Origin of the sequence: Hyphococcus sp., from assembly GCF_965267305.1 — a bacterium.
Taxonomy (GTDB): Bacteria; Pseudomonadota; Alphaproteobacteria; order Caulobacterales; family Parvularculaceae; genus Hyphococcus.
Genome location: NZ_OZ253945.1, coordinates 1,587,291 through 1,604,699 on the forward strand (window position 1 = coordinate 1,587,291; position 17,409 = coordinate 1,604,699).

Here is a 17,409-nt window from a genome sequence, read left to right on the forward strand (position 1 = left end):
CTCAGCCGCCCAGCGATTTCAGCGTCAAAAATTCGCGGCGGTCTTTCGGGCCGTAGGTGGCGAACCCGGGATTGGGCCGTTCAAGATAGGCGTGCTTGCGCGCGGAAAGGGCGTCGGCGGAGGCGCGCTTCACCGCTTCCGCCATGGAAATCTTATAGGGAACCATGGCGTTGAGACCGAAGATTTTCGCTTTCAGCTCCTTGGTCATGGGCGCGTATCCATAGCGCTCCTGAAACTCTTCGGAAATCTCGAAAGCGCGCATGGCCTGGATCTGATCCTGCGGCGAGCCGTACCAGATCGAATCCGTTCCCCACAACACATTGTCCGCGCCGCAATATTGAATGAGCTTGCCGAGGGAATGCGCCGCCTGGTCCATGTCGCGCATGAGAAAGCGCCAGGTCGAGCCGAGTTCCGCATAGACATTCGAATTGGGCGCGACGCCGGCGTCGATGAGCGACTGGCAGAGAACGTCGATACCTGCCGCCTTGCCGGCGCCGGGCGTGAACGCTTCCTCCGGCGTCGAGAGGTCGAAGCCAGAATGATAGAGGATGAAATTGATGTCGGGATGGCGCCTCGCCGCCTCCCCGATATCGGCGCAGGTCGATTGTTCGAAAGATTGCGGGCCGAAGGAAAGTCCCTTGTGAATGGCGATGTTTCTAATCCCGAGTTTTCTCGCCTTCGCGATCATCGCCTCGCCGGCGTCGTCTGTCATGAAGAAGCCTTTTCCGTCCGGCCCCCATTGCGTGTAGGTCTTCCAGGCCGAAATTTCGAAATCCGCGGCGAGCCGGTCCATGTCTTCAAGATCGCCCGGCTGGTTCGGGTTGACGCGGCCATGCAGCATCAGTCGATGATCGCCCTCCATGGCGTCGACAATGCGCCGCGTCGCATCCGCCTCCTCGATCGTCACCGGCTCTGCATCGCGCGAAGACGGCACGAAAGACAAGACCATCATGTCTGTGTCGGAATCGAGAAACACATCCTTGATGAACTCTTCCGCGCGCAGGCACTGCAGATGTTCGATGGAATCCGCGGGCGTATTCTGAACGCATTCCTTTTGCACGAAGCGGAACATCCGGTTTGCGTCGGGGGATTTTGAAAGCCAGGCACCGTCGGGATTCACATAATGGCCCTGCACGTCGAAGATGAACTCATTTCCACCAAGCGCCTCCATCGCCGCTTGCGTGTCGAGCGCGGACTCCGGCGGCAGGTTGAATTTCGCGCCTCTCTTGGACGCCATCGCGTTGGCGTGGTTGACCGCAAGGAGAGTCGTCGCAGCGCCGCAAGCGGAAACAAGAAAATTCCGCCGCGAGCGGCCAGCGCGGCGCGCATTTTCGCTGACCCATTCATGGGCGAGCTTATTGGCCGCGCGATTGCGCGCCTCTAGCGGCACAGGCTCGAACTCCCCGTTCGAGGTCGCATCGATGCGAATGGGAAGGCGTTCGCCCTCCGGGTCCCGGTCTTTATGAATGTCGAGAATGTTCTTCGCCATAGCGTCCTCCCGGTGTGACCCGCGGATACTACCACGCTCCGCATGTTCTGCTCAGCGTTTCGCCGCAAAAAGTCCTCGCTCTGTCAGGAAGACTAAACCCGCGGTGAGCCGCGCTGATGGTTTTCGCGTCTCAGCCCCAGACTCCGCGGGGGCACGCAAATGCTTCCAGAATAGTCGCTCAAAAGCTTGTGTGGTCCTCTAAACCCTCATTGCCGATAGTGAGCCGCCGCCTATCTTGGACGGGTCAAACAAAGAGGTTCCGATGAGCGAAAACAACGATCCCGCGAAAAACCAGCCCGCCGGCTATGTCCCGCCGAAAGTATGGAAATGGGATGCGGAAAATGGCGGCGCCTTCGCCAGCATCAACCGGCCGGTGTCCGGCGCGACCCATGAAAAAACCCTGCCCGTCGGCAAGCACCCGATTCAGCTCTACTCCATGGGCACACCCAACGGCGTCAAAGTCACGATCATGCTCGAGGAGCTTCTGGCGCTTGGCCATGAGGGCGCGGAATATGACGCCTGGCTGATCGAAATCGGCAAGGGCGACCAGTTTTCGAGCGGCTTTGTCGAGATCAATCCGAATTCGAAAATACCGGCGATGGCCGATCATTCTTTCGATCCGCCGATCCATCTTTTTGAAAGCGGGTCGATGCTGTTTTATCTCGCGGAAAAATTCGGCGCCTTTCTGCCGACGGATGTCCGCAAGCGCGCCGCAACCATGAACTGGCTCATGTGGCAGATGGGTTCGGCGCCGTTTGTCGGCGGCGGCTTCGGTCACTTCTTCGCTTATGCGCCGTTCAAGATCGAATACGCCATCAACCGCTATGCCATGGAGACGAAGCGGCAATTGCACGTCCTCGACACGCATCTCGCAAACAACAAATACATGGTGGGCGACGACTATACGATCGCCGATATGGCGATCTGGCCCTGGTACGGATCGATGATGCGCGCCGCCTATGACTCTCAGGAATTTCTCTCCGTGAAAGACTATAAAAATGTCGACCGCTGGGTCGATCTCGTGGGAGAGCGCGAAGCGGTGAAACGCGGCTTTATGGTGAATCGCACCTTCGGCGGCCCGGAAACCCAGCTCCGCGAACGCCATGACGCCAGCGATTTCGAAAACAACCGTGAAGACAAGGTCCAGGCGCGCGGCGGCGAAAGGATTTGAAAAACCGCTTCGGCCGGCGTAATAGATTGTTGGTGTAACATACAATCGGCTCCGCCCGCACGGAGCCTGCCCTGCGCTCAGAGGAAACCATGGCCAAGGTCATTGACGGCAACAAGGTGGCGGCGTCGATCCGCGCCGAATGCAAAAAACGCGTCGACGCGCTGAAAGAAAATTCCGGCGTCACTCCCGGCCTCGCCGTTATTCTGGTCGGCGAGGATCCGGCCTCCGCCGTTTATGTGCGCAACAAGATCCGCGCCTGCGACGCCGTGGGGATTAAATCCTACACCCATCGCCTCGAAGCAGACATCAAAACCGAAGATCTGGTGGTGCTCATCCATCAACTGAACGCCGACGCCGGCGTTCATGGCATCCTCGTCCAGTTGCCGCTGCCGAAACATATCGACATGGCGCGCGTGCTCGAAACCATTTCGCCCGACAAGGATGTGGACGGCTTTCATCTTTACAATGTCGGCGGATTAATCCTCGGCAAGGGCGATTCTTTTCCGCCCTGCACGCCCTATGGCGTCGTCAAGATGCTTGAAAGCGAAGACATCGACGTCGAAGGCCAGAATGTCGTCGTTGTCGGCGCGTCCAACATCGTTGGAAAGCCCATGGCCGTGATGCTGATGGCGAAGGATGCGACCGTCGCTATCTGCCACGCCAAGACCCGCGATCTCGCGCAGTTCACGATACTCGCCGATATTCTCGTTGTTGCGGCGGGCGTTCCCAATCTCATCCTTCCCCAGATGGTGAAGACCGGCGCCGTGGTCATCGATGTGGGCATCAACCGGCTTCCTGATGGGCGTCTCGTCGGCGATGTCGACTTCGAAGGCGTCTCGAAAAAAGCGTCCTACATCACGCCGGTGCCCGGCGGCGTCGGCCCCATGACAGTGACCATGCTCCTTGAGAACACCATTGCGTCGGCTGAACGCACAGCGGCGAAAACGCAGAAGAAAACCGTCGCTGCCAGTTAAACGGAGTGCTGCTGTCATCCAGCGGCGTGCGGAACCGCTAAACCCGCCGCCGTGTTCGGCTGTCATGCAACACACCCCAAGACGCACCGGCGCCGCGGAGCGGGCGGGCGCTCAAAATGGCGTCCAGCGAGGCAATTTCGCCTTTCGCGTCCTTTTCATTATTGCGGCCACCGCCGTCGCCTTCGCGCTTTATAAACTTTCGACGCTTGTGTTTCTGATCGCCGGCGCAATCGTCATCGCCGTCATCATTCACCTCATCGCCGATCCGTTGTGCAAGCGCCTCAGCATGCCGCCGAAGCTGGCGGTCTTCGCCGCTGTCTTGTTTCTTCTCGCGATCATGGGGGGCGCCGGTTATCTCTTCGGCTCGAAAGCCGCCGACCAGTTTGACCGGCTCGCGGAAAACCTGCCCCAGGCGATCGGCCAGCTTCAGGAAACGATCTCCCGCGGTCCTTTCGGCCGCGCAGTGAGCGGCGCATTGACCGGCGAGGGCGGCGCCAGCGCCATCGATATCGCAGGTTTCGTGCGCAGCATGATCGGCGGCGTCCTTACGTCGCTGGTCTATCTGGTCTCTACGGCGACAGCCGGCGTGATTTTCGCGATGTATCCCGAACATTATCGCGATGGCGCGCTGAAGCTTTTGCCGCCGCGCCTGCGCCCGCGGGTGCGCGACGCGGTCAATCTCAGTGGCAAGTCGCTGAAAGGATGGCTCGTGGGACAGCTCATCGCCATGGCGATCATCGGCACGCTGACCAGTCTCGGTCTGATGGTGATCGGTCTTCCTTCCTGGCTGGCGCTCGGACTCGTGGCGGGGCTCGCGCAATTCGTGCCGGTCGTCGGTCCGATCCTGTCCGCCTTGCCCGGACTGATACTCGCGGCGTCCATTGACGTCACCATGCTGCTCCATGCGCTGATCGTGTATGTGGGCGTGCAGCAGCTCGAAAGCAATTTCATCACGCCTTTCGTCATGCGTCAGACCGCGTCGATCCCCATGGCGCTGACGGTGTTTTCCATCATCGGTTTCGGCATGTTGTTCGGCGGTCTCGGCGCTTTGCTGGCGACGCCGATCACCGTCGCAATCTATGTGCTGCTGCAAAAGCTCTATATCGAGGACGAATTCGGCGACGACCTTAATATTCACGGTGAAAAACAAGCTTAAGGACGGCGACGCCATCAATCGGCGCAGGCTGGAAGCGACTGTCGCCGCCGCCAAGCTTGGGGTCACCCCGCCCTATCCTGAACTGCTCCCGCTAAGGTAACTGCCGGCCCTCGTCGCCAGCCGCCAAGACATCGATCTTGATTTCGCGCATTGCGAGTGATGCCCATCAAAAATGAGAGAACAGCCGATTGGAGTGGGAGCATGTCCATAATGACATCGAAACGATTTTACTCAGCTGCCCCCTTGAAGACGCGCTCAAAGACGTCGAGACCTTCATCGAGCAGGTCGTCCGTAATCGTGAGCGCCGGGAGGAAGCGGAAGACATTGCCGTCCATGCCGCAGGTGAGCACCACCAGTCCGTTCGCGTAACACTCCGTCAAAATCGCCTTGGCGAGCGCCGCGTTGGGCTTTTCCGCGTCGCCATCATGGACGAGTTCGATCGCGATCATGGCACCGCGGTCGGCGCGAATATCGCCAATGAGATGAGGATAGGTTTTCTGCAAGGCCTCAAGCCGTGTGCGGAACCGGGCGCCTATGGCCGCCGCGCGTTGCACCAGCTTTTCTTCCTCGATCACGTCGATGACCGCGAGCGCAGCGGCGCAGCCGACGGGCGAGCCCGCATAGGTGCCGCCGAGCCCGCCGGGCCCAACGGCGTCCATGATCTCCGCTTTGCCGACGACCGCCGCGAGTGGAAATCCGCCGGCAAGCCCTTTGGCCGCCGTCATGAGGTCGGGCTCAATGCCCGCATGTTCGCAGGCGAAGAACTTTCCCGTGCGCGCAAAACCGGACTGGATTTCATCGGCGATGAAGACGATGCCGTGCTTGTCGCAGATTTCACGCAAGGCGGTCATGAACGCATCGGGCGCCGGATAGAACCCGCCCTCCCCCTGCACCGGTTCGATGATGATCGCCGCGCAGTCTTCCGGCGCGACGTCGGTCTTGAAGAGCATGTCGAGCGCGCGCAGCGCGTCCGCGACGGAAACGCCGTGATAGGGAACCGGAAACGGCGCGCGCCAGAGATCGCCCGGAAACGGGCCGAAACGGTTTTTATACGGAGATATTTTTCCGGTAAGCCCCAGCGTCATCAGCGTGCGTCCGTGATAACCGCCGTCAAACGCGATGACGCCGCGGCGGCCCGTATGCGACCGCGCGATCTTCACGGCGTTCTCAACCGCTTCGGCGCCGGTGGTGACGAACATGGTTTTCTTCGGCGAAGGGCCCGGCGCCAGTTCATTCAGCTTTTCGGCGAGCATCACCGCGCTGTCATAGGGCGTGACCATTACGCAGGTGTGGCTGAAGCGTTCTAACTGCTCGGCGACCGCCTGCATCACTTTGGGGTGACGGTGCCCGGTGTTGCAGACCGCGATGCCCGTGCCGAAGTCGATATAGCGTTTGCTCTCGACATCCCAGATCTCAGAGCCTTGCGCGCGCTCCACGAAAACGGAGGCGACATTGCCTTCGCCGCGCGCCATGGCGGCGTTCTTGCGCGCCTGCCAGTCTGCATTGGTAAGGCTTGTGCCCTTCAGTTCCGCCACGCTCATCGCCCAAGTCCTCCGAGACATATATATTTCATTTCCAGATAGTCTTCGACGCCGTATTTCGAGCCCTCGCGTCCAAGACCCGATTGTTTGACGCCGCCAAAAGGCGCGGCGGCCGACGAAATAACGCCTTCGTTCACACCGACCATGCCATACTCCAGCGCCTCGCCAACCCGGAAAGCGCGGCCAAGATCGCGCGTATAAAGATAAGCCGCAAGCCCGTAAATCGTGTCATTGGCGGCGCGAATGACGTCATCCTCACCATCGAAGGGAATGATCGACGCCACAGGCCCGAAAATTTCGGCCCTGGCGATCTCCATGTCGTTGCGGACGCCGGTCAGCACCGTCGGCGCATAAAAAAGGCCGCCCAGGTCATGGGAGCCTCCGCCGGTGAGGGCTTTCGCCCCTTCGCCGACGGCGCTTCGCACAAGGGCGTCCACTTTTTCAAGAGCGCGGATATTGATGAGCGGACCGATCTCGGCGCCCTCCTCATCTCCCGGCCCCACTTTGAGAGACGCCGCCTGCGCCGCAAGCCGCTCGGCGAAGGCGTCATAAACGCCCTGCTGAACGAATATCCGGTTTGCGCAGACGCAGGTCTGTCCCCCATTGCGATATTTGGAGGCCATGGCGCCCGCAACGGCCGAATCCAGGTCGGCGTCGTCGAAGACAATGAACGGCGCATTCCCGCCGAGTTCCATGGAGGCTTTTTTCACGGTTTCCGCCGACTGCCTCAACAGCAGCCGTCCCGTTTCCGTCGAGCCGGTAAAGGAAATTTTGCGGATCGCCGGATGCGTCGCAAGAACCCCGCCGACCTCTTGCGGGCGCGCGGACGGAACCACATTGAAGACGCCTGGAGGAAGCCCCGCTTCTTCGCCAAGCGCCGCAATCGCAAGCGCCGACAAGGGCGTGTCCTCGGCAGGTTTCGCAACCATGGTGCATCCGACGCCAAGCGCCGGCGCAACCTTGCGCATCAGCATGGCGTTCGGAAAGTTCCACGGCGTGATGGCGGCGCAAACCCCGACGGGCTGCTTCAAAACGATGGTTCGCGCGCCGCGGGAAGCGTTGGGAATGACGTCGCCATAAATCCGTTTCGCTTCCTCTGCGAACCATTCCACATAAGAGGCGCCATACCGGACTTCGCCCAGCGCTTCAGCGTAAGGCTTGCCCATTTCCAGGGTAATGATTTGCGCCAGTTCTTCCTCATGGCCGATAATGAGGTCGCGCCAGCGTTTCAGAAGCCTCGACCGCTCCTCGCCTGTGCGGCGGGACCATTCGGGAAACGCCGCCGCCGCAGCTTCTATGGCCCGGGCCGCGTCGTCCGCGCCGCAATCGGCGACGCGCGCAATCTCCTCCCCGGTCGCCGGATTGAACACCGGAAAACCGGCGCCGCTCTCCGCCGACAACCAGCTCCCGCCGATATACGCTCTGGTTTTGATCAGTTTATATTTCATCACTGCGTGTCCATGGTCCGCGCCTTACCGGACACGGATGCGCTTTCACGGAGCGGCCCGACAGGGCCAGATCAAAAGGCATGATGGAGCCAGCTTCAGCCGTCTGTCTTTTCGCGGTCGAGGCGGCGCGCGGGTAGCAGCGTGACAATGGTGCTCAGCGCGAGGCCAATAAGCGCCGCATTGATGAGGCCGGAAAAGCCGTAGCCGGCGGCGAGCAGCTTGCCGGCGGCGAACGGACCGCTCGCCAGCCCGAGCTTCGAGACAAATCCAGCCGCCGCCGCTGTGCGTCCAGCGCCGTCAAACTGCGACGCCATGGCGAGGAGATACGCCATCACGGCGCCCCAGGTTATCCCCGTGCCGCAATTGGCGAGCATGTAGGCCGCCGGATGCGCGCTCAAATGAAACATCGCCGTGCCTGCGAGCGTTAGCCCCATGCCCGCGAAGAGCACAGGAAATCGTCCGTATTTCTTTCCAACGACAATGACGACGCCGGGTCCCGCAAGCGCAACCCAGGTTGCAAGTCCGAGCGCCGTCGAGACGTAATTGCGCTCAAGTCCGTAATCTATCCCGAGGCGGATGATATAAGCGAGGAGGCCCATATTCGCCGCCTGAAAGATGAAAATAGCGGCAAGCGTCATCAACAATGGCGTCCACGCGACACCGCCGTGCTTGATCGCCAACTTCTTCTTCGGCGGATAGCGGTCAAGAAACGGAAGCATGGCGAGCGCCGCAGCGCTGAACAGGGCAAGCGCGAGAAACAAGGGCGCCGTGCCGTAAATCGGAACCAGCCTTGGCAGCACCATGACGCCCAGCCCGCCGAGTCCGAACTGAACGAACAGCAGAACCCCAAAGGTGCGGTCGACTTTTCCTGACCGCGCGATAACAGCATAGGAAACGCCCACCAGCAAACCGCCGGTGATCCCGTGAGCAAGCCGCACGAGGATCAACACCTCCGCGCTCGTGATGAATATCGAACCGAGGTCGATGGCGATAAGGCCAAGAAGACAGATGACTGCGAGCGGCCGCCAAGGGACGTTTTTCACGAAAAACACCGCGATCAGCGCGCCGAAGGCGGCGCCGTAAATATTCGCGGCGCCGATATCGCCGGCCGCGCTGTCGGAAAGGCCGAGCCCGCTGACAAGGCCGTCAACAATCGCCGCCATGATGTTCACATAGAAGAGCCCGGCCGTCGCCAGGAATGACAGCATGATGCTGGCGGGGAAGCCGTCCGGTCTCGCCGTCGGAAATCCCTCGCGCGCCGGCGCCGTTTGAACATCACTCATCTTTCGGCCTCGCAGAATGAATCGAGCGCATTCGACGCCATCGCGGCGCGCCGCCAGGCATAGTCGCCGCCATCGCTCACATAATAATAAACCGCGCCATTCGGCATGAGCGCTGCGGACAGCCCGCCATAACCAGACAGCGCCGGAATCCATTGGTCGTTCTTGCAGCCGATCGCGGGCCCCGCATTCCACGCCCACAAACCGTTATTGTAGCGTTGCGCAGGCATAACCGCTTCAAGGCCGCGGTCATCGGGTTGTTTCTGCAGCGCCGCCGCGAGCATGGCTTCGTCGAGCACGGCCTCGCCATCGATCACGCCGCCTTGCTGCAAAAACTGCGCGATGAGGGCAATGTCGTTGCGGTGAAGCGTCAGCCCCCAGCCGGCAAAGGGCTGCGCTGCGGCATCGCGCGTGCGCCGCGTCGTCATGACCAGCGGGCTCAACCCGATCCGCCGCCAGATCGGAACGAGGAGATCGTCGTAAAAATCCGCATCTGCTCGCCCCGTCTGCTCGCGCAAAAACGCATTCATCGCCGCGCCGAGAATATAGGTGTCCGCGGTACGGTAGACGAATGTTTCGCCGGGTTCAGCTTTACGCGCAAAAGCCGTGCAGGCGATCTCAATCTTTTCGTCATGGCCTTCGACGAGAAAAAACCGCCGCATAACCGGGGAATTCTCGTCCGCTTCATAAACATTGGCGTTGTAAACGCCGGTCGTCATATCAAGGGCGTTTTCAAACGTGGCGCCATCCCAGCGTTCCTCATCGCAAGCGGGAACATAGTCGCGGATCAGGGAGGCCATAGATCCGGGGTAAAGCTTTTCAAGCCGCATAGCGGCGATCGCGGCGACGATGGATTTCGCCCATGAATAGGAAGGAATATCCATCACGTCGCAATATGGATAAGGCCCGTAGCGTGTGTCGCAGCCGCCTGTGTAATGAACACCGTCCGCGACATAACCAAATAAGGTCATCGCCTCCGGATTGACTTCCAAAGATGAACCGAAGGCGCCGTCGCCAAGACCAGTTAGCTTTTCGATTGGTCTAGTTTCAAAGCGGGCGGCCTTTTCCTGTTCATGAGCTTGAAGAGCCTCTTCGGCGCCGTCCTGTGAGCGCATCTCGAATGACGCCTCGCCTGCGCCCCAGAGATCGAACTGCATATAGGCGCAGGTTTCCGACCCGATCTGATAGACAAGGTGCGACATGGCGCCGTCCGCGCCGATGCGGAATGCTGCGAGACCGTTATGAATGCAATTGGCGTTGCGTTCCTGAAGGGCGAATGGAAACGAAGCCGCCACGCCACCATCCGCGCCGCGCCAGATGCGGCCCGGCTCCACGATCCACTCCCAATCGGGATGATCGCCGCGTATGGGCCCGCGGATCAGGGGAATGAGTTCGCCGCCATGCGCCACCAAACCGATTTCGAGCGGCGGCAAGGCGCGCAAGCTCTTGCCGTCCGGCTCATAATTGAAATCATCGCGCCGTAGAACAAAATGATCCGCCATCTCGCCAGAGAACCGCAACACGCCCTGAAAATTTTCCATGGGCGCAGCGCCTTCTTCCGGCGGCGCGAAAGCCGAGGCGGCATAGGGCTTCGACGGCGCCGCGCCCGTCTCGAATGTTTCGGGCGTTATTGTCTTCTCGAGATTCACGCGTGACGGCGCGGCGACCGCTCGAATGTTATCGACCCAGCAGACATCGTTCGCCGCGTTAGCCTTGATGCGCACGCCAATATAGCCCTTGACGCTGTCCGCCGGCAATTCGACGCCGCCAGAGACGCGCTGGAGCGTGACGCCGTCGTCGCGTCCGTCAGCGATCCGGCCGATCTCGGTCCAGCTCGCGCCGTCGGCCGAAAACTCGAGCAGACAGGCGTCGCCGCCCTCAAGATCCATGGCCGCGAAGGACGCAGAAAGCTCAACCCGCGCTGCGCCCGCGAGATCGACGGCGCGAACCGCCGATGCATCGCGGGCGAGGCGCATGGAGACATTGCCGCCATACGCCGTCAGCTGGAGCGTCCCCCGCCCCGGATCGCCGGACCACCCGTCCGCGTTCCCATCTTCAAAATCCTCTTCGAGAAGAAGTTGCGCGTGCGCTTGCGCACAAAGCAGAAGCGCGGAGATGAAAACGGAATACAACGGACGAAACAGCATTCACTCAACAAACCTCAGGGGCAAACGGAACTGATGGAATGGGCTTCGGCCAGCGCCTCGCCCCAGGCGAATTCCGCATTGTCGCTGAAATAGTAATAGGTCCCGCCATTCGGCAACAAGGCGACGGTAATGCCGCCGAAGCCGGACATGAACGGGATCCACGTCGCCGATCCGCAGCCGAGATAGGACTGCGCGTTCCAGGCCCAGAAACCGTTATTGTAACGGATCGTCGGATCGCCGGCGACGAGGCCCCGGTCGGACGGCGTTTTCTGCATCGCCGCGGCGAACTCCGTTGCGTCAAGCTGAGCGACGCCGCCGATCTCGCCGTCATCCACATTCAGGAAGTCAGCGATCTTGGCGATGTCATCGCGATGAAACATCAGCCCCCATCCGGTGAAGGGCTGCGCTGTGGCGTCGAGCGTTCGCCGCGTCACCTCGCTGGTCTGGCTGAGACCTAGGCTCGACCAGATGGAGCCCAAAAGATCATCCCAGATATCGGCGCTGCTGCCCGCTTGAGACTTGTAGTAGGCCTGCATCGCGGTTCCAAGAATGTAAGTGTCAGAGCTATGATAGACCCACAGGCTGCCCGGCGCCGCCTTGCGCGGATACTGCGTGCAGGCGCGATCGATCTTGTCTGCATGGGTTGTTTCAAGGAAAAAATTAGTCATCGCGGCCGACCCTTCGTCGGTCTGATAGCCGGAGGATGAATAATTGCCGGTCGCCATATCGGCGGCGTCTTCCAGCGAGACATCGTCCCAGTCGCCGTCGGCGTCGCAGTCCGGAACGTAGAGCGAAATCTCGTCCTGCATCACGCCCGGATAGAGTTTTTCGAGGCGCATCAGGCCGATCCCGCCGAAGATCGACTTCGCTGTTGAGTAAGACGGCAAATCGAGGACATCGCAATAGGGATAATCGCCATAGCGGGTGCCGCAGCCGCCCACATAATGAACGCCATTATAAACGAAACCGAAGGCGGACATATGCGCCGGACTGACTTCCGATGATGCGCCGAAAGCGCTCGCGTCGGTTCCGGGGTAGTCGGCCGCAATGGCGCTGATCGGTTTTGTGGTCATGCGCCCAGCCTCCTCCGCCTGATAGGCGGAGATGATCGACGCCGCGCCCGTCACAGTCCCCTGATCGTAATCAGCGTTGATGAGACCCCACATGTTGAATTTGAAATAGAGACAGGTTTCGCTGGCGATTTGATAGGCTGCATCGGAAACGAGCCCGCCATCCTTGAAAAGAAACGTGATGACGCCGTTATGGGTGCAATTGGCGTTCTTCTCCTGAAGCGCGAAAGGAAGCGCGACGCGCGAATAGCCGTTGTCGCCCGGCTCGTCCCAGACTTTTCCCGGCTCGAGAATAATTTCCCAATTCGGATGCGCGCCGGGAATGGAGCCGCGGGTCGCCGGGATGAAATCGTCGCCGGACTGAACGAACTCGAAATCGAAGGCGGGCAACACATCGATGGAGCCGCCGCTTGCATAGGAATAGTCGTCGCGCACGACGGAAAATCCGCCGCTATAGGAGCTGCCGGTAAAAGAAAGCGCTCCGGAGAATGTGTTCGTCGCCGCGCTGGCGTCCGATTCTTCCGCATAGGCGGCGAAATCGACCGGCGATGCATAAGAGCCGGAACCGGAAAGCGTTGAATAACTCAACACCGTGCGGAGACCGCCGGCGCCGAGATCCCCGGTGACGGCGACATTGTCGAACCAGCAATAGTCGCCATTATTATTACCGGCCGCGCGGCCGCGCACCTGCAGGCTGGCGTTGTTATTAAAGGAAGCGTCCGACGCCGATCCCGGATAAAGCGTGACGCCGTTATCCTGACCGTTGACGACTTTGACAATCTCCACCCAGGTTGAGCCATTGCCGGATGCTTCGGCGATGCAGGCGTCCGAGCCTTCAAGCGAGCTGGCCGCAAACTGTGCGGAAACCTGCACGTTCGTGTAGCCCGCCGTAGAAATCGTGCGGGTGATCGTCGCCTTGTTGGTGAGCCGCACGGAGTAATTTCCGGCGTAAGAGGTGACCAGCGCGCCGCCCGCGCCGGTCTTGGTCCAGCCGCTGTAATTTCCGTCCTGGAAATCATCGTTGAAGATGGTCGCCGCCTGAGCCGGAGCAAACGCCCCCAGCGATATGAGGCCACCCAGAATACAAAATGCAACAGAGAACCGTTTCTTACGCGTACAAGTCTCCTGACCGTCCGTCATGCCGTTCTCCTTTATGGTTGAAGGGCCTTAGACAACTCTCCAAGGTGATGTTCGTACTGCTTCCACTTGCCGACCGATGAGGAATAAATCGGCCGGCGAACCTGCGCCGCGCTCGCCGTCGCTGCGGGCGTTTTGTTCTGGTGAAAGGCAAGGCATTCATCGCGCCAGCCCGCGCCGGCGGCGGCGATCAGGCGGCGGCTTTCGCCTTCCTGGTCGGCGATCAGCGCCTCATAGGAAATATCGACGATGCGCTCGCCCAGAAGACCGCGCCAATGCTCCATCAGGGCGGACTTGGCGCGCATGTAACGACCAATGGAGCCGAGATTGTAGGAAAACGGGTAGCCCATGCGGAAAAGCGTCTTGTAGATCGCAAAGCCTGTATCCATGGCATCGCGGTCCACATGGATGATCGTCGCCTTGGGCAGCGCTTTGGCGATGATCCCGATATAAAGATAATTGAGCGGCGTCTTGTCGATGACATAGCGCGCGCCCGCTCCCCGTTCCCGCAGCGCTTTCATATACTGTCGGCCGACGGCGGCGAAATCCATGGAGGCCGAGCGCTCGATGAGATCGGTTTTCGATGCGGCCCCGGCGCCGTGGCGGGTGATGGCGTAAGCAAGGTCGTTAATCTCGCCGGCGCTTTCAATGTCGGGATGGCTGCTGAGAATCCGGTCAACCAGCGTTGTGCCGGACCGCGGGAGGCCGAGAACGAAGATGGCGCCCTCGCCATCCCCGCTGTCTTGCGCAGCTCGAAAGAACCCCTCGTCAAACGTCGCCGCGATTTTCTCCATCGCCGCGATGTCGGTCTCGACGCGGTATTGGAGGAGGCTTGAGCGCGCCTCGGCGCCGCGTTTCAAATAGGCGAAACTCGCTTCATAGTCCTGAAGGTCCTCGAATTCCTTGGCGAGGGCGTAGCACAGCGCAACCTCGCCTCTTGGATCACGCGTCGCCCCGAGCCTGCTCGTCAATTCTTCAATGTGATTGCGCTCATGCGACTGCGTGCGCAGCGTCGAGCGATTGTAGAATGCGTCATAGTCCGCCGCGTTGCAGGCGATGAGCGCGTCAAGCCGCGCCTCGGCGGCCGCAAGCTCGCCATTGGCGATTTCGGCGCTGGCGAGATTATAAGCGAACGCCGTATTCTGCGGCTGCAGGGAGGCTGCGCGGCGGAGGGTTTCAAGGGCGACGGCATGCGCGCCGAGTTGCGTTTCCAGTTCGGCGATCCGCGCCAACAAAACCGGATCGTTTGCGCCATCCCCGGTTTTAAGCGCTTGCGCGGCCTCTCGCCCGGCGCGGATTTCGCCGAGACAAATCAAGGCTTCGATCCGCATCAGCGCGGCAATCAGCGAGGACGGCTCTGCGGCGCGCGCGACCTCAACGCTTTCGAGCATCCGGTCATGGAGCCCCATCATCTGACAGGAACGCGCGCGGATGAGATGCGCCTCGGCGAGCGCGGGCGCCGCCGCGAGAATGTCCGCGCAGATCTGTTCGGCGAGCTGCGGCCGCCGCGCTTTTAACTGCGCGTCAGCTTCCTTGAGCCGGGACCGGAGAGAGGGGTCTGTTGAAATCATAAAAAATAAACGCTGCAGCCGGCCGCCGCCGGCTGCAGCTCATTGCCTAGAACGACACGCCTAGGGAGAGGCCGACAGTACGCGGCAATGAAATTAGTTCCTTGTTGCCGTTGCCGTAATAGCCGACCGCTGGCGCGGTCCCCATATAGGCTTCGGTAAAGACGCCGGTGACGCCCGCTTCGTTGAAGATGTTCTTGACCCACAGCGAGCCGCTGACCGATCCGTGAGTGAGGGTCAGCGTGGAGTTCCAGATGGAGAATCCCTCCAGCGGCACGTTGAAGGTTGGTGAGACGCCGACGCCGTTGCGGCTCTCCGACTGATAAAATCCGTCGATCCGCGCGAAGAGCGACCAGTCCGGCGCGAGGTCTGCCGTATAGTCGAACGCCCAGTTGATCATGTGCTTCGGCGCGCCCGGCAGGGTCGCCCCATCAACGGCGACCGGCGTCACCGCATTGTCCGGAGCGAAGAAGTCAGCTGTCAGTTCAGCATCGACAAACGCATAGCCGAGCGAATAGTGGAACCCGTCGCCCGCATAGCCGTCAAGCTGGGCTTCGAGCCCCATGGTGCGCGCCGAGCTGCCGTTCTGGACGGCGAAGAAGCCCCAATTGGTGGTCGCCGTGTTGAGCTGCGGGTCGTCCCAGTCAATGTAAAAGACACTGAGATCATAGGTGAGCGCCCCGTGGCCGCCTTTGACGCCAGCCTCGTAATTGACGACGGTGTCGGCCGTGTAAATCTGCCAGCCCGGATCTTCGGCGAAGACGCCGGTAAGCGGCACGGCGTTAGAGCCGCCGCGGCGATATCCCTCCGACACGGTCGCATAGAACATGTCATTGTCGGTGAACCGCAAGGACAGATTGCCTTTGAACAGAACATCGTCTTCCGATGTTTCAAAGAAGGCGTTTGTCGGCGTGAAGACGCCCGTATAAAGCGGCAGGTCGATAAAGGTGTCGTTTTCCGACTTGTTGTCGAAATACCGGAAGCCGCCGGTGAGATCGAGGTCTTCCGTGATGTGCCAGGTGAGTTCGCCGAAAACCGCGATCTCCTCGAAGCTCTCCGAGCGGCGGTAATCGAAATCCTGATCGCCGGTGACCGCCCCGGCCGCGAAGGGCAGGAACGTGTCCCACCACTGCTTGAAGCCGCGCAGATAGCTCTCCTGCGTCGCTTCGATATCCTGGTTCCGGTAAAAGCCGCCGAGAATATAGTCAAACGCCCAGTCGGTGTCGGAAACGAGGCGCACTTCCTGAACGAAGGCCTTGTCTTCATAGGTGCGCACCGCCGACGCCATGGGCCGCGGGTAGTTGTAGTAAAAAGCCAGGAACCCGGCCTGCGCATAAAAGCCGGTGTTCTCGCTGACGCTGTCGCCTTCGTGATCGTAGTAAGAAGACGATGAGGTCAGCGTTGCAAAGCCGAGATCGAAATTCGCCTCAAGGGCCGAGACATGGAGGTCGCGTGACGAGGGTTCAAGCTGGATGGAGCCGTTCTCGTAGGGCTGATACTCGCGGCCATAACCGTTGAAGCCGACAGTTTGCTGACGCCGGCCGCCCACATCGTCCGACTGACGCGCATGAAACGCCTTGAGGCTGACGCCGTCCGCCGGCTCCCACAAAAGCGTCGCCCGCATCATCCATTGTTCGACGTCATCGGCGTCTTTGACAACGTCGTAGGACGCCGCCGGGTCGAGGATGCCGTTCGGCGCAACGGGAATGCCGTTGGCGTCAAGCTCATAGACGTTCACATAGTCGGTGATGCCCGGATAATCGGCCCAGCTGCCGACAACGCGCAGCGCCGCCGTATCGCCGAGCGGAAAGTTCAGAACCCCGTCAAGCGTGTATCCGGCACTGCCCGAGCCTTCCACATGGGAAACCGAGGCGAGCGCCGAACCCTCAAATTCGCCAAGCACCGGATCGCGCGTAATGTAGCGGATCGTACCGCCGAGCGAGCCGGATCCATAAAGCGTTCCTTGCGGCCCGCGCAGCACCTCGACGCGCTCCAGATCGCGCAACAGGAAATTCGCAAAGACCGGGGTTTCGTTCACATAGGTCGAAACGGACGCGACGGACGATACTGCATAATCGCCGAGCGCGTTGCCGTCGACGCTGAGCCCGCGCATGCGCACCTGATTGAGCGTGCCGGCGTTGCGTGCGCCGCGGTCGACAACCCCCACGCCAGGAATGGAGCGCAACAGCTCCGCATCGTCGAAGGTCCTCGCCGCATCGATAGCGTCGCCGCTGACTGCCGTGATGTTATAGGGAACATCCGTGACGCTCTGCTCCCGCCGCGTCGCCGTGACGGTGATTTCATCGCGCCGCGCCGCATCTCCATCTTCTTGCGCCTGCGCCGCAGATCCCGCGCCCGTAAGCGCAGTGCCGCCCATGAGCGCCATAAGTAACGCTCTTTGTGATCTTGTCCTGCCTGACTTCTTCAT

At 60.7% G+C, this 17,409-nt stretch carries 11 protein-coding genes; 3 read left to right on the forward strand and 8 right to left on the reverse strand.

Features of this window, described 5'->3' with window-relative positions:
* Window position 1: 1 nt before the first annotated feature.
* A complete protein-coding gene (locus tag ACQY5P_RS07520) occupies window positions 2–1,489 on the reverse strand; it encodes an amidohydrolase family protein (RefSeq protein ID WP_428410119.1) in 1,488 nt (495 codons plus the stop codon).
* Between the two features lie 262 nt (window positions 1,490–1,751).
* On the opposite strand from ACQY5P_RS07520, the gene yghU reads away from it, so the two are divergent.
* From yghU to ACQY5P_RS07535, 3 genes are all read left to right on the forward strand, one after another.
* On the forward strand, window positions 1,752–2,660 hold the full coding sequence (gene yghU, locus ACQY5P_RS07525; protein WP_428410120.1) for a glutathione-dependent disulfide-bond oxidoreductase: 909 nt from the start codon (window positions 1,752–1,754) through the stop codon (window positions 2,658–2,660).
* A gap of 89 nt (window positions 2,661–2,749) precedes the next feature.
* Window positions 2,750–3,634 (forward strand): bifunctional methylenetetrahydrofolate dehydrogenase/methenyltetrahydrofolate cyclohydrolase FolD, encoded by an 885-nt coding sequence (folD, locus tag ACQY5P_RS07530; protein ID WP_428410121.1) that lies wholly within the window; start codon window positions 2,750–2,752, stop codon window positions 3,632–3,634.
* 64 nt (window positions 3,635–3,698) lie between these two features.
* Window positions 3,699–4,790 carry an AI-2E family transporter gene (locus ACQY5P_RS07535; RefSeq protein WP_428410122.1) on the forward strand — a complete coding sequence of 364 codons (1,092 nt, stop codon included), beginning with the start codon at window positions 3,699–3,701 and terminating at the stop codon, window positions 4,788–4,790.
* A 227-nt stretch (window positions 4,791–5,017) separates the two neighbouring features.
* On the opposite strand, the gene gabT is transcribed toward ACQY5P_RS07535, so the two are convergent.
* From gabT to ACQY5P_RS07570, 7 genes are all read right to left on the reverse strand, one after another.
* A complete protein-coding gene (gabT, locus tag ACQY5P_RS07540) occupies window positions 5,018–6,325 on the reverse strand; it encodes a 4-aminobutyrate--2-oxoglutarate transaminase (protein WP_428410123.1) in 1,308 nt (435 codons plus the stop codon).
* 2 nt (window positions 6,326–6,327) lie between these two features.
* Window positions 6,328–7,779, reverse strand: coding sequence for an NAD-dependent succinate-semialdehyde dehydrogenase (locus ACQY5P_RS07545; RefSeq protein WP_428410124.1), 1,452 nt, complete (start codon window positions 7,777–7,779; stop codon window positions 6,328–6,330).
* 95 nt (window positions 7,780–7,874) lie between these two features.
* A complete protein-coding gene (locus ACQY5P_RS07550) occupies window positions 7,875–9,062 on the reverse strand; it encodes an MFS transporter (protein ID WP_428410125.1) in 1,188 nt (395 codons plus the stop codon).
* A complete protein-coding gene (locus tag ACQY5P_RS07555) occupies window positions 9,059–11,206 on the reverse strand; it encodes a hypothetical protein (protein ID WP_428410126.1) in 2,148 nt (715 codons plus the stop codon). Before ACQY5P_RS07555 ends, ACQY5P_RS07550 begins: the two co-directional genes overlap by 4 nt.
* A gap of 14 nt (window positions 11,207–11,220) precedes the next feature.
* Window positions 11,221–13,416 carry a hypothetical protein gene (locus ACQY5P_RS07560; RefSeq protein WP_428410127.1) on the reverse strand — a complete coding sequence of 732 codons (2,196 nt, stop codon included), beginning with the start codon at window positions 13,414–13,416 and terminating at the stop codon, window positions 11,221–11,223.
* Window positions 13,417–13,427: 11 nt separating this feature from the next.
* On the reverse strand, window positions 13,428–14,984 hold the full coding sequence (locus ACQY5P_RS07565) for a sulfotransferase (RefSeq protein WP_428410128.1): 1,557 nt from the start codon (window positions 14,982–14,984) through the stop codon (window positions 13,428–13,430).
* 46 nt (window positions 14,985–15,030) lie between these two features.
* A complete protein-coding gene (locus tag ACQY5P_RS07570) occupies window positions 15,031–17,367 on the reverse strand; it encodes a TonB-dependent receptor (RefSeq protein ID WP_428410129.1) in 2,337 nt (778 codons plus the stop codon).
* Between the last annotated feature and the right edge of the window lie 42 nt (window positions 17,368–17,409).

Bases quoted from the DNA above. Each gene is read 5' to 3' on its own strand.
- ACQY5P_RS07520 (WP_428410119.1), bottom strand. From the start codon at position 1,489: ATGGCGAAGAACATTCTCGACATTCATAAAGACCGGGACCCGGAGGGC.
- yghU (WP_428410120.1), top strand. From the start codon at position 1,752: ATGAGCGAAAACAACGATCCCGCGAAAAACCAGCCCGCCGGCTATGTC.
- folD (WP_428410121.1), top strand. From the start codon at position 2,750: ATGGCCAAGGTCATTGACGGCAACAAGGTGGCGGCGTCGATCCGCGCC.
- ACQY5P_RS07535 (WP_428410122.1), top strand. From the start codon at position 3,699: ATGCAACACACCCCAAGACGCACCGGCGCCGCGGAGCGGGCGGGCGCT.
- ACQY5P_RS07545 (WP_428410124.1), bottom strand. From the start codon at position 7,779: ATGAAATATAAACTGATCAAAACCAGAGCGTATATCGGCGGGAGCTGG.
- ACQY5P_RS07550 (WP_428410125.1), bottom strand. From the start codon at position 9,062: ATGAGTGATGTTCAAACGGCGCCGGCGCGCGAGGGATTTCCGACGGCG.
- ACQY5P_RS07555 (WP_428410126.1), bottom strand. From the start codon at position 11,206: ATGCTGTTTCGTCCGTTGTATTCCGTTTTCATCTCCGCGCTTCTGCTT.
- ACQY5P_RS07560 (WP_428410127.1), bottom strand. From the start codon at position 13,416: ATGACGGACGGTCAGGAGACTTGTACGCGTAAGAAACGGTTCTCTGTT.
- ACQY5P_RS07565 (WP_428410128.1), bottom strand. From the start codon at position 14,984: ATGATTTCAACAGACCCCTCTCTCCGGTCCCGGCTCAAGGAAGCTGAC.
- ACQY5P_RS07570 (WP_428410129.1), bottom strand. From the start codon at position 17,367: ATGGCGCTCATGGGCGGCACTGCGCTTACGGGCGCGGGATCTGCGGCG.